Source organism: Kineosporiaceae bacterium (assembly GCA_016713225.1).
In the GTDB taxonomy this organism is placed as follows: Bacteria; Actinomycetota; Actinomycetes; order Actinomycetales; family Kineosporiaceae; genus JADJPO01.
Genome location: JADJPO010000001.1, coordinates 1261298 through 1273320 on the forward strand (window position 1 = coordinate 1261298; position 12023 = coordinate 1273320).

Annotated in this window: 14 protein-coding genes; all 14 read left to right on the forward strand. The window is 66.0% G+C overall.

Annotated features, from left to right (window positions below; all coding sequences use genetic code 11):
• Nucleotides 1-4: 4 nt before the first annotated feature.
• Nucleotides 5-688, forward strand: coding sequence for a M48 family metallopeptidase (locus IPK24_05720; protein ID MBK8075064.1), 684 nt, complete (start codon nucleotides 5-7; stop codon nucleotides 686-688).
• Complete coding sequence (locus tag IPK24_05725; protein MBK8075065.1) at nucleotides 685-3258, forward strand: AAA family ATPase; 2574 nt, start codon at nucleotides 685-687, stop codon at nucleotides 3256-3258. The genes IPK24_05720 and IPK24_05725 overlap by 4 nt, the downstream gene beginning before the upstream one ends.
• Nucleotides 3259-3841: 583 nt before the next feature.
• Complete coding sequence (locus IPK24_05730) at nucleotides 3842-4105, forward strand: hypothetical protein (GenBank protein MBK8075066.1); 264 nt, start codon at nucleotides 3842-3844, stop codon at nucleotides 4103-4105.
• The gene (locus IPK24_05735) at nucleotides 4102-4488 is read left to right on the forward strand and encodes a type II toxin-antitoxin system VapC family toxin (protein ID MBK8075067.1); all 387 of its coding nucleotides are present in this window, start codon (nucleotides 4102-4104) and stop codon (nucleotides 4486-4488) included. Before IPK24_05730 ends, IPK24_05735 begins: the two co-directional genes overlap by 4 nt.
• 248 nt (nucleotides 4489-4736) lie before the next feature.
• Nucleotides 4737-4988 carry a type II toxin-antitoxin system prevent-host-death family antitoxin gene (locus IPK24_05740; protein ID MBK8075068.1) on the forward strand — a complete coding sequence of 84 codons (252 nt, stop codon included), beginning with the start codon at nucleotides 4737-4739 and terminating at the stop codon, nucleotides 4986-4988.
• A 115-nt stretch (nucleotides 4989-5103) separates the two neighbouring features.
• Complete coding sequence (locus IPK24_05745; protein MBK8075069.1) at nucleotides 5104-5535, forward strand: DUF1801 domain-containing protein; 432 nt, start codon at nucleotides 5104-5106, stop codon at nucleotides 5533-5535.
• A 50-nt stretch (nucleotides 5536-5585) separates the two neighbouring features.
• Nucleotides 5586-6443 (forward strand): GNAT family N-acetyltransferase, encoded by an 858-nt coding sequence (locus IPK24_05750; GenBank protein ID MBK8075070.1) that lies wholly within the window; start codon nucleotides 5586-5588, stop codon nucleotides 6441-6443.
• Between the two features lie 40 nt (nucleotides 6444-6483).
• Nucleotides 6484-6822: a hypothetical protein gene (locus IPK24_05755; protein MBK8075071.1), complete on the forward strand. Its 339-nt coding sequence runs from the start codon at nucleotides 6484-6486 to the stop codon at nucleotides 6820-6822.
• 23 nt (nucleotides 6823-6845) lie between these two features.
• Nucleotides 6846-7064 carry a hypothetical protein gene (locus IPK24_05760; GenBank protein MBK8075072.1) on the forward strand — a complete coding sequence of 73 codons (219 nt, stop codon included), beginning with the start codon at nucleotides 6846-6848 and terminating at the stop codon, nucleotides 7062-7064.
• A gap of 51 nt (nucleotides 7065-7115) precedes the next feature.
• Nucleotides 7116-9317: an NERD domain-containing protein gene (locus IPK24_05765; protein ID MBK8075073.1), complete on the forward strand. Its 2202-nt coding sequence runs from the start codon at nucleotides 7116-7118 to the stop codon at nucleotides 9315-9317.
• Between the two features lie 44 nt (nucleotides 9318-9361).
• A complete protein-coding gene (locus tag IPK24_05770) occupies nucleotides 9362-9847 on the forward strand; it encodes a type II toxin-antitoxin system prevent-host-death family antitoxin (protein ID MBK8075074.1) in 486 nt (161 codons plus the stop codon).
• Nucleotides 9848-9994: 147 nt separating this feature from the next.
• Nucleotides 9995-10234 (forward strand): hypothetical protein, encoded by a 240-nt coding sequence (locus IPK24_05775; protein MBK8075075.1) that lies wholly within the window; start codon nucleotides 9995-9997, stop codon nucleotides 10232-10234.
• A 74-nt stretch (nucleotides 10235-10308) separates the two neighbouring features.
• Nucleotides 10309-11016, forward strand: coding sequence for a DUF4386 domain-containing protein (locus IPK24_05780; protein MBK8075076.1), 708 nt, complete (start codon nucleotides 10309-10311; stop codon nucleotides 11014-11016).
• Nucleotides 11013-11966 (forward strand): ATP-binding cassette domain-containing protein, encoded by a 954-nt coding sequence (locus IPK24_05785; GenBank protein MBK8075077.1) that lies wholly within the window; start codon nucleotides 11013-11015, stop codon nucleotides 11964-11966. Before IPK24_05780 ends, IPK24_05785 begins: the two co-directional genes overlap by 4 nt.
• The last annotated feature ends 57 nt before the right edge of the window (nucleotides 11967-12023 follow it).

Consider the following 12023-nt stretch of genomic DNA (forward strand, 5'->3'; position numbering starts at 1 on the left):
CGGGATGGCTGTCCCCCTGGAAACGGCCGGACCGAGTCGCAAGGCTCGTCTCACCATCGAGCGTGACGGCAGCCTGACGCTGCGCGCAGCCGAGGACATCGATCGCGCCGAGCTGGAGTCATTCCTCGTCGCCAAGCGCACCTGGATCTACAAGAAGCTCGCGGAGAAGGAAGCTCTCCACTACGAACCCGTGACCAAGGAGCTGGTGGACGGCGAGGGCTACCTCTATCTGGGCCGCAGTCATCGCCTGCTCATCGCCAAGACCGAAGACCGGCACGTCAGCCTCCAACGCGGGCGGCTCGTGCTCCCATCAGCACTCGTGGGGGACGGCCATGCTGCTCTTATCCGCTGGTATCGCTCTCGTGGCAAGGCCTGGCTCAAGCCGCGCGTCGCAGAATGGGCTGGACGTCTACGCGTGAGCGTGACTGCATTCGAGGTTGCCGAACTCGGCTACCGCTGGGGGGCCGCCGAGCCCACCGGCCGTGTCCGCATCAACTGGGCGACCATGCAACTCCGGCCGGGACTCGTGGAGTACGTCCTGGCCCACGAGCTCGCTCACCTCAAGGAGCCGCACCACGGCCCCACCTTCTGGAACCTGCTCGGGCGTGCGCAGCCGGACTACGTGGAGCGCCGGACGGAGCTGGCACGGGTCGGTGCGACAATTTGGCTTGGAGGTGCTCACTCGTGAGTGCAGGAGAAGGTTCCATCGATGCGACAGTGGTCGATCCCCGCGCCGTTCTTGCGGATTGGGCGAACCGCAACGACGAATGGGTACGCTTCATCGTAAAGCAGGTGCTGACTTTGGGTAGGCCGCTGGCGCCTGAGGACGCGGACTACGCCTACCGGCTGTTTCGGCAGGAGAAGTTGCTCGATGCGCGAGCCCTGCCTCCCGAGCCGCATCTAGAGAATGTGTTGAGTCGAGAAGAAGCGGAGCTGCCCCTGGCGATCACGAAACTCTGGGGTGTAGCCGGCGTCAACGCGCTTGTGCCGGGTATGACAGTTGAACCACACGCTGGGCTAACAATCCTCTTCGGCGAGAACGGAACGGGAAAGACGGGCTATTCCCGGATCTTTAAAGCGCTTGCGAACAGTCGGACCGCTGATGTGATCTTGGGGGATGTCACGACCCAGACTGAGTCACCGCAGTCTGCTCATATCGAGTACACACTCGGAAGCGAGAAGCATGTATTCGAGTGGAAGGGTGAGCATGGCAAGGCGCCCTTTACGCGGATGTCGATCTTTGATAGTCCTTCAGTGACCTTTCACGTCGACGACGATCTAGACTACGTGTATGTTCCGGCTGCACTGGCGCTGTTTAACCATGCAATCGCCGGGATCAAACTGGTCCAATCGAGCATTGATGCATCGGTTGCAGAACTCAAGAGCGGCACATCCACACTGCTCTCGCGATTCCCGCGGGATTCGAGCGTCTACACTCTAGTAGAGACGCTGGGCGCATCAACTGACCTTGAGGCGCTACGGGCAAAGATCGATGCCGACCCTAAGGTGGACGAGCGTATCGAGGCGCTGCGGATGGCCGTGGCAGCGCTTGAGGCAAACACGCTGGAAAACCAGATCAGCCTGTATCAGCGTTCAGAACGTGTCTTGAAGCAGGCCCAAGCCGCCGCTACGACTTTGTCACTCCTTGAATCCGCCAAGTATGGCGGTCTACTCAGACGGAGGGCGGACCTCCGAAAGGACTATGAGACCTTCCGTGTTGAGCTATTTAGGGCTGCCGATCTGCCTGCCGAACCTGATGCTACGTGGGAGGCATTCGTATCAAGCGGAGAGGGCTACCGAAATCATCTGAGTGAACTCGGAAAGCATGACGCCGATAGATGTCTCTACTGCAGGCAGACGCTCTCTGAAGAGGCAATGGGGCTCATCGGCAAATATGGTGAGTACCTGGCGGATAAGATCAGCTCTGACATCTCGTCGGCGACCACCCAGATCAACGAGATTGTCACCACTGTCAGGCCCTCAGATGTCACGGAAGTCTCGACATTCGTCAAGGAATTTGAAGGCCGCGAGGATCAGCCGCTCTACTATGAACCGCTAGTCAAACTCACGACCACGTTCGACGGGGTCATCGAATCGCTATCAACCGGGACCGATCTGAGCGTTACGCTTGACGAGGACGTGTCCCCGCTCATCACGGAGATTTCCGGGGCTCTCGCAACCGTATCCACCGAGCTGGGCTCTTTGCGCGACCAGGCATCTAATCGTACTCAGGCGCTGTCGACCAGGAAGAAGGAACTCACCGAGCTGGTCGCCAGCAGTGAACTTTCCAAGTCCTGGGCGACGATCGAGACGCAAGTCAAGAATGCCAAGGAAGCCGACCGGCTAAAGATTCTCGCTCGCGCATTGCCTACGCTGAGTCGAAACGTAACAGATCTTTCTAAGACGGCTAGCGACCAGATGATTAACCAATCTTTCGACAAGCTCTTTGTTGAGGAATGCACCGCGTTGAGAGCTCCTAGCTTGAAGCTTCAGTTCGTCGGCAGGGAAGGCCGAGCGCAGCGCCGCAAAGTATTGAGCGGTCGACACAAGCCGTCCAAGGTTCTCTCTGAAGGAGAGCAGAAAGTACTCGCGATGGCTGATTTCCTGGCCGAGGCGAGACTTGCCGGAATTACGGCGCCTGTGATCTTTGATGATCCAGTTTCGAGCCTCGACCACCGCCGAATCAATGAGGTCGCTAGACGAGTGGCCTTGTTGGCGGAAAACAATCAAGTGATCGTCTTCACTCATGATATATTCTTCGCGACTACCCTACTTTCGTTGTTTGAGAAATCCAAGCGCTGCACATACTTCCAGGTGACGGACGATGAGGGCAAGGGGAAGGTGACCCGGGCTACCGGCCCGCGTTGGGATACGCTTGCAAGCCTCAGGAAGAACATCAATGAGACAATCCAATCGGCGAAGCTAGTTGATGGCGAAGCACGCGCTGCCCTCGTCCGAACGGGATATGACTGGATACGATCATGGTGTGAGGTATTTACCGAGACAGAACTGCTTCAGGGCGTAACTCAGCGGTACCAGCCGAATGTACGCATGACATCGCTCCCGAATATCAAGATCGGGGCATTGCCTACCTCCGTGGCTATCGTCACAAGGATTTTCGAGGAAGCTTGTCGCTATATTGACGGCCACTCGCAGCCACTCGCCTCGCTCGGGGTTGGTCCGAGTCTCCCCGGACTGGAGGGGCACTGGAAGGAACTTCAAGACTGCAAGAAGGACTATGATTCGTCGGCTGCGTAGCTCGTCCGCTTCCGGCTCAACATGACCGGAGCGCACAAGTTGTGTCGAGCGAGCCCGCAACTTCCGTCGGGCATCGGTACGGCGTCGAGCATTATCACTTGGGTGGAGCGTTCCTTCCGACGTACCGCTGCTCCCTCAGCCAGTCGTTGTAGTGACTCTGTCCGACGAACTTCCGGCCAGCGGTCACGTGCTCGCCACAACCACATCGGCAGAGCAGGCTAGGACCACGCGCTGCGCTCGATCCACTGCCCGGGCAGGCCGGGTCGGCCATTATTACCCCGATTCGCCCGTTCGACAGCGCTCCCATCAGGGGCACCCTGTCAAACCGTCTCTGAGCTGCATGTATGTCGGAAGCTCCTCGGCTGACGCAACAGCGACGCCGTCCATGGGTCACTTTGTGGGTCACTGCGTCGGCGCGGTGGGCATCGTCCTCAACGGCGAGTCGCGCGTCGTAGCGTGCGAACCGCCACGGTCATGGAACGCGGCATGAGTTGCCCAGTGAGCGGATGCTCCAGAGCAGGAGATCCGAAGCTGGCTCAACGGCCGGTGTACCACTAGGAAGCCTGGGTGGTACACTCCGGTCATGCCCACGACGAGACCTCGCCACCAGGTCACAGAGACCGACGAGCTCGCTGCCGCGTTGGACGAGGCCGCGGTGCGCTGGCCCGGGCTGAGCCGCGGCCAACTGATCACGCGACTGGCACTGGAGGGGCACCAAGCAGTCGTCGTCCGGCAGTGTCGGCACCGCAGCGCCCGACTCGAGGCGCTCAGGCGACACAGCGGCGCACTGACCGATGTCTACCCGCAGGGGCACCTCGAAGCGCTCCGGGCGGACTGGCCCGAGTGATCGTCCTCGACGCCAGCGTCCTGATCGGCTACCTCGACGCCGCCGACGCGCACCACGCACGGGCCGTGGCGCTGCTCACTCGCGAGATCGACGACGACTTCGCCGTGAACCTCCTGACCCTGGCCGAGATCCTCGTCGCGCCGACCCGAGCCGGACGAGCCGACATGGTGCTGGGCATCCTCGACGACCTCGGGGTCGAGACGCTGCAGTTCCCACCCGACTCGGCCGTGGTGCTGGCGCAACTGCGCGCCGAGACCCTGCTGAAGATGCCGGACTGCTGTGTCCTGCTCAGCGCACGCGCCCAACAGGCGCGACTCGCCTCCTTCGACGAACGCGTTGCCAAGGCCGCGCGAGCCATGGGCCTCGAGGTCGCCGACGGATAGCCAGCCACCGGCGTCGCGCACGGGGTATGAGCGCAGAACGCCGAGCGAATCGCGGCAGACCCCATGACGGCAGCAGCCACTCCCACGAACGCCAGCGAAGCGGTCACCTCGTCACGAGGAGAGGATCCTGGTGCTTCCTATCCGCGGCCGGTCGTCCTGGCCTGACCCGCCGGATACCGCGAGTCGCGCACAGAGGCAGCCTGTGGATAACCGTCTGGGTGTCAGCGGTGTGAGGCACACGTGACGTCATGGCTGAGTCGATGCCCCTGGCCGCCGTGGGCGCCCCGTTCCAGTCCCTGGTTCGTCGCGCGGCCCGACAGCGCGGTCGGATCACGATCTTCGACCAGGACGAGCCGTCTGCCGTCGTCATCTCGGCCGCCGAACTCGAAGATCTCGAGGACGCACTCGCTGTTGCCCAGTCACGGTTGCGTGAGTCCGCCGGCGAGACCGTCTGGGTTCCCCATGAGGAGGTCAGGCGTCGCCTTGGCTTCGATCGGTGACATTCACGATCATCTGGGAACCAGGCGCTGTTGATCATGCCGTCAGACTTCTCGCCGACGACCCCGAAGGACACGGCGTCCTGCTCGGGCTCCCCTGCGGGAGGTACGGTGGGGTATGCCCGAGACACCGGAGGAAAGCGGCTCTGCGGTAGAGGATTTCATCGCCTCGATCGACGATGAGCAGACCGTGAACGACTGCCGGGTGCTGGTCGACCTCATGGCCCGGGTGAGTGGCCACACACCGCGGATGTGGAACGTCGGCACCATCGGCTTCGGCTCCTACCACTTCAGGTACGACAGCGGGCGCGAGGGTGACTGCCAGACCATCGGCTTCTATCCGAGAAAGGGCAAGACGACCATCTACCTGATGGACGGAACGGCACGCCACGCCGAGCTGCTCGCCCAGCTGGGCAAACACACCACGAGTCGAGTCTGCGTCTACCTCAAGCGGCTCAGCGACATCGACCTGGCGACCCTCGAACGCATCCTGCGTGAGTCGTACGAGTACGTCAGCTCGCGCGACGGGAGCATGCATCGAATCCAGTAGGTCGGTGCGGTGGAACGGAAACCGGTTGACCGCAGTGATTGACTGCCACCGTGCTCGAACTCGCCCGAGGTCTCACCCCCGCCGCCCTGGACGCCATCGCCGAGTTGGAGCGGAGGGTCATTGCCGCAGACGGTGGTCGTCTGAAGCTGGAGTGGGGTGCGCTGCGCAGCCGTTCCGGCGAGCAGGTCGAGGACCTGCTCTGGTGGGACGGGGAGGAGCTGTTCGGCTTCTTGGGCATCTACGCCTTCGGCGCTCCGACCGTCGAACTGACGGGCATGGTCGACCCCGGTACCCGCCGGCGGGGCATCGCCACCGCATTGTTGGACGCCGCGCTCCCACTGTGCCGGGAACGCGGATACACCCCGACGCTACTGGTGACCCCGAGAACCCCGGTGGCGGCTGGTGAGCTGGCGCTGGCCCGTGGCGCCGTGCTGGAGCATTCCGAGCATGCGTTGCAGCTGCACGGTGCACCAGCCGACGGGCCGTCCGATCCACGCATAGCCGTGCGGCCCATGACCTCTCGTGACACCGCCACCGTCCACGACCTGCTCGAGGCAGGGTTCGGCTGGCACCCGACGCAGCCGGTGGACGAGGCCGCCTCCGAGGTCGTGCGACGCGACCACGCCGACACCCTGGTCGTGACCCTGGACGACGCGATCGTCGGCACGCTGCGGCTGTCCCGCGACCGGGACACCGCCGGAATCTACGGCTTCGTCGTCCACCCCGATCACCAGGGCCGCGGGATCGGGCGCGACGTCCTGCGGCGGGTGTCTCGCCAGGCTCTGGCGGCCGGCGCGACCGGGTGCACCCTCGAGGTCGCCGTCGACAACGACCGGGCGCTCGGGCTGTACACCTCGCTGGGGTTCGCTCGGGTGGCCACCGAGGACTACTACGCCATGCCGTCCTGAGCGCTCCACCGCTCCGGCAGCCCACGGCACAATGGCTCGGGTGGAGCACGCCTTCGTCGTCATGTCGGGTTGCCCGGAAGTGGCAAGAACGACGCTGGGACGAGGCATCGCCGCTGAACTCGGCCTGGCGATGCTCGACAAGGACGACATCCTCGATGCCCTACTGGAGAGCCTCGGCCCGGGCGACCCGGGCAGTCGTCACCGGCTGAGCCGTGCCAGTGATGCCGCCCTGCAGGCCATCGCGGTGAACACCCCGGCGGCGGTGCTGTCGTCCTTCTGGCGTCGTGAGCGACTCTCCGCAACCTCGGTACCCCAACCGACTGGCCGCATGCCCTGCGCGATACCAGCCTCGTCGAGGTGCACTGCGTCTGCCCGGTAGCCCTTGCCGTCCAACGGTTTCAGATGAGGCAACGCCACCCCGGGCACGACGACCGACGTCACACCACCGAGGACCTCGTCCATCAGTTCACGCGTCTGGAGGCCGAGGGGCCGCTGGGCATCGGCGCCCTGATCCGAGCCGACACCAGCACGGACGTCGACCCCGCCGCCATCGCCGCCCTCTCCGCCGTTGTCGTCCCTCACCTCGACGGACAGGCAGCCCAGCGATTCATCGGTGGATGATCACCACGGTCCATGATTCAGTGCCCGCGGTAATCGACCGAGATCAACAGAGTGACCAGCGAGCGATCACGACCGCCGGCCGACCCTGCCGAGTCACTGACGGAGCAGGCTGGGCAATCCGCGCTGGCCGAGGCCGTGCAGCTCGGACTCGACATCCAAGGTGTGCAGCGCCAGCTGTCGAGCTTGACCGAATTGCTGCGTGCATTGCGTTCGCGCCAGGGCAGTTTCGAAGCCGGCGCCGTCGGTGAGCAGCGCGTCGTCCGCGTTCTGGTCGACATGGTCGATACCGGCTGGACGGTGTTGCCCGATCGCCGCTGGCCGGGCACCCGCAAGGCGAACATCGACATCCTTCTGGTGGGTCCGGGCGGGGTGTTCGTGATCGACGTCAAGAACTGGCGCCGACCTCGGATCGAGCATGGTCGGCTGTGGCGCGACCAGCAGCCCGCGGACGACGCCGTGGCGAAGGTGCTGGATCAAGCCGACGCGGTCCGCGATGTTCTGGTGGAGGTGGGCCTGGCGCCCGCGGAGATCGTGCCGCTGTTGGTGCTGACGGGCCGCCGGACGACGCGGGCGCGTCTGGGCACGCTGCAGGTCGTGAGCGAGTCCGACCTGTGCATGGACCTGTTGCGGCGAGGCGTCCGGCTGACCTCGCACCAGGTCGAGCTCGTCGTCGCAGCCCTGGACGCCGCCTGTCCGCCGGCCGCTACCACGGTCGCTGCTCCCGAGGTGGTTCCACGACCTCGCCGTGCGGCCGATGACGCGCTGACCTCTGGTTCCACGCCGACGCTGGAGCAGGTGTGGGCAGGCTTGGTCGAGGCCGCAGCGGCCGAGCCCATCGAGGCGTGGATGACCTGGCTACACCCCTCCCAGTCCCGGTTGGTCACGCGGTCCTGGAGTGGGCCGGCCCGGATCCGGGGGGCCGCGGGCACCGGCAAGACCGTGGTGGCCCTCCACCGGGCTCGACACCTCGCCGAGCAGGGACGACGCGTCGTGTTCTGCTCCTACGTACGCACTCTCGGTCCCGTGTTCGCCGGATTGTTCTCACGGCTGGCCCCAGAGTTGACCGGCCGCGTCGACTTCGTCTCGGTGCATCAGATCGCGATCCGGCTGCTGTACGAGGCAGGGCTCAGGGTCACCATCGACCGGAAGGGCCTTGACGACTGCTGGCATCGAGCCTGGGCCACCTGCCACCGCGACGGCCTTCTGGATGCCCTGGCCCACCCACCTCGATACTGGCGTGAGGAGATCGACTCCGTGATCAAAGGGCGTGGTGTCACGGACCCCGCCACGTACGCGACGCTGCAGCGGGTCGGTCGCCGCACCCCGTTGCAACCCGTGCATCGCCAGGCGGTGTGGCGCCTGTACGAGGAGTACGAACGGCGCCGTACCGAGCGAGGACTCGACGACTGGGCCGACGTCCTGGCTCGAGCGCTGGACGCCGTCCACCGTGGCCTGATCGAACCGAGGTGGGACGCCGTCATCGTCGATGAGGTTCAGGACCTCACCTGCAGGGCCTTGCGCCTGCTGCACGCCCTGGTCGGGGATCGCCCGGACGGACTGTTGATGGTGGGGGACGGCCAGCAGGCCGTCTATCCCGGGGGATTCACGCTGGCAGAGGCCGGAATCTCGGTCGCCGGGCGCAGCGTCGTCCTGAATCGCAACTACCGCAACGGTTCGGACATCCTGCGCCAGGCCCTCGAAGTGCTTGGTGACGACACCGCCGACAACATCGACCCCGATTCCGACGACCTGGGCGGGTCCGTGGTACCCACCCGTGTGGGCGGTCGCGTCGTGCGAGCGCAGGCCACTGATCCCGGCGCTCAGCAGCAGGCCCTGGCGGCTCACCTGCGCGATCTGCTGAGCCACGGCGCCCGGTACGGCGACATCGCCCTGCTGGTTGCCTCGAACGCAGCCGCACGCCAGTGGCAGCGGATCCTCGAGCAGGCCGATGTCCCGACGATCGCACTGATCGCTTACGACGGCCGCCGCGTCGATGCCGTCAAGGTCGGTACGTTCGAGCGGGGCAAGGGCCTCGATTTCGCCCACGTTCTCGTCCCGGACCACGACCGCACACCGGGGCCTCGCACGCCGCACGAATCTGCGGACGCCTATGCCGAGCGGGCTCGTCACGAGCGTCGTCGGCAGTATGTCGCCATCACGCGCGCACGAGACAGCCTCTGGCTCGGCACCTCAGGGTCCGAGGAGGCGGGGCGCGACCCCGGGCGGCTCGGGGAACGGGTCCACGACAAATAGCACTTGTGCTACTTGAGTCGATGGATGAGGTTGGGCTGCGTGAGATGCGGCAGAACGCCAGTGATCTGGTGCGCCGTGCGGAGGCCGGCGAGCGGGTGACGATCACCGCTGCCGGTCGCCCGGCAGCCATTCTGGGGCCGGTCGCTCCGAGGGCGTGGCGCCTGGACACCAGCGTCCTGATCGCCACCGATCTCCAACCGCTTCCCGGCGAGTTGGCGATCAGCGTGATCAGTCTCGCCGAGTTGCACTACGGCGTGCTGGTCGCCCAGAACGGCGATGCCCGGGCGGTGCGGTTGGCTCGCCTCAGCGGTCTGCAGAAGCGCTTCGATCCGTTGCCGGTCGATGACGCCGTTGTCGACAGCTACGGCCGCCTTGCGGCCAAGACCGTGAGCCAGGGCCGTCAACCGCGGCGGCGCGTCATGGAACTGCTCATCGCGGCCACCGCTCATGCCCACTCGGCGAGCCTGTACACGCGCAACGCCGCAGACCTGCGGGGTCTCGAGGACCTCATCGAGATCGTCCCCGTCTGACGGCGCGTCACCACAAGGCCCCGCCCTCGGTGCCGTGATCGCCCGGACGACGTCGACCGGCACCACCCGATGCGGGGCGAGGAATCGTCACCCTGCTCATCACAGGTGATGACGCGTGCTCATCACGTCGGTTCCTAGCGTGCCGGCATGAGCACCAGCGACACCGGCCGCCCACCCGAATCGGGCTGGTACGAGATCCGCCTTCGAGGGCGGCTCGACGCGCGGTGGTCCGCCTGGCTCGACGGCCTGGACATCACGGCTCACCCCGACGGCACCACCGTGATCAGGGGCGCGGTCGTGGACCAGGCAGCACTGCACGGGCTGCTGTCGCGGCTGCGCGACATCGGCCTTCCCTTGATCTCGGTCACCCCGATCGAACCTCGCTGACCCACTCACGAAAGGACACCGCCATGACCACCACCGCACGAACCACCCCGACCACCCCGACCACCCGGCCTCCGATGGACTCCCTGCGCAGGGCCGCCCTCGTCGTCGGGGTGCTCTTCGTCATCACCTACATCACGTCGATCGCGGCGAAGTTCGTCTTCTACCCACCCCTGTTCGACAGCGCCGGCTATGTCGTCGGCGAGGGTGCCGACACCCGCGTCCTGTGGGGCGCCGTCAACGAGATGATCCTCATCATCGCGAACATCGGCACGGCGGTCGCGCTGTACCCGGTGCTCCGGCGGCGGTTCAGGGGCCTGGCCCTCGGCTACGTGACGGCTCGGGTCATGGAGTCCGTGTTCATCGCCGTGGGCGTCCTCAGCGTCGTCACGATCGTGAGTGTGCGGCAGGACTTCGCCGGAGTCGGTGGCGCAGAGGGCGCCGCCGCCGCAACCGTCGGTCACACGCTCGTCGCCTTGCAGGAGTGGACGTTTGCGCTGGGTCCCGGCGTCGTCGTCGGCGTCGGCAACGGGCTCATCCTGGGCTACATGATGTACCGGTCCGGTCTCGTGCCGCGGGGTCTGGCCGTGCTGGGGCTCGTCGGCGGCCCCCTGCTCTGCCTGTCCGGCGGCCTGGTGATCCTGGGCATCATCGAATCGGGATCCCTGTGGGTCGGGCTCGCCACGATCCCGGAGTTCTTCTGGGAGTTGGGCTTCGGCGTCTACCTCATCGTGAAGGGCTTCAAGCCCTCCCCGGTCACCGCCCACCTGGTGGACGCACGATGATCACCGTCGAGCACGTCACCCAGCGGTACGGCGCCTTCGCCGCCGTGGACGACGTCAGCTTCACCGCCGAACCCGGCCGGGTCACCGGCTTCCTCGGCCCCAACGGCGCCGGCAAGTCCACCACGCTGCGCATCGTCGTCGGCCTCACCCCACCCACCGCCGGCGCGGCGTACGTCCTCGGACGCCGATTCGGTGAGCTGCCCAATCCCGGTCTGGAGGTCGGCGTCCTGCTGGACGCCTCGGCCCAGCACGCGGGGCGCACCGGCCGGGAGATCCTCGCCCTGGGGCAGCGGACGATGGGACTGTCCGGCCGGCGGGTCGACGAGGTGCTCGATCTGGTCAGCCTGTCCGATGACGAGGCCGCCCGCCGCCTGCGTGACTACTCGCTGGGCATGAGGCAGCGACTCGGGCTGGCGCACGCCCTGCTCGGTGACCCCGAGGTCCTCATCCTCGACGAGCCGGCGAACGGGCTCGACCCGGCCGGCATCCGCTGGATGCGGGATCTGCTCCGCGGGTATGCCGACCGCGGGGCCACGGTCCTGCTCTCGTCGCACCTGTTGCACGAGATCGAGGTCGTCGCCGACGATCTCGTGGTCATCGGACGCGGTCGCATCGTCGCCGCAGGCACCAAGTCCGACCTGCTCGCCACCGCGGGCACGCACGTGCGTACCCGTGAACCGGGCCGGCTCATCGACGCCCTCACGGGCGCCGGTCTCACCTACGTCGAGGCCGGCGCCTCGAGCCAGCCCAACGGCTCGGCCTCACCGCGGGTTCTGCGCGTCGAGGCCGACGCCGAACTCGTCGGCCGGGTCGCACATCAGGCCGGCGTCCCCCTCGTCGAGCTCCGCGATGCCGAGGGCGCAGGGCTCGAGGAGATGTTCCTCGAGCTCACCGCCGACACCCAGCGCGACGGGTACCGGCACACCCACCAGCAAGGAGCAGTCGCATGACCACCACTCAGGCACCGGCGCACCGCTCCCACGCCAGGGCCGCCACGCCCCGACCGG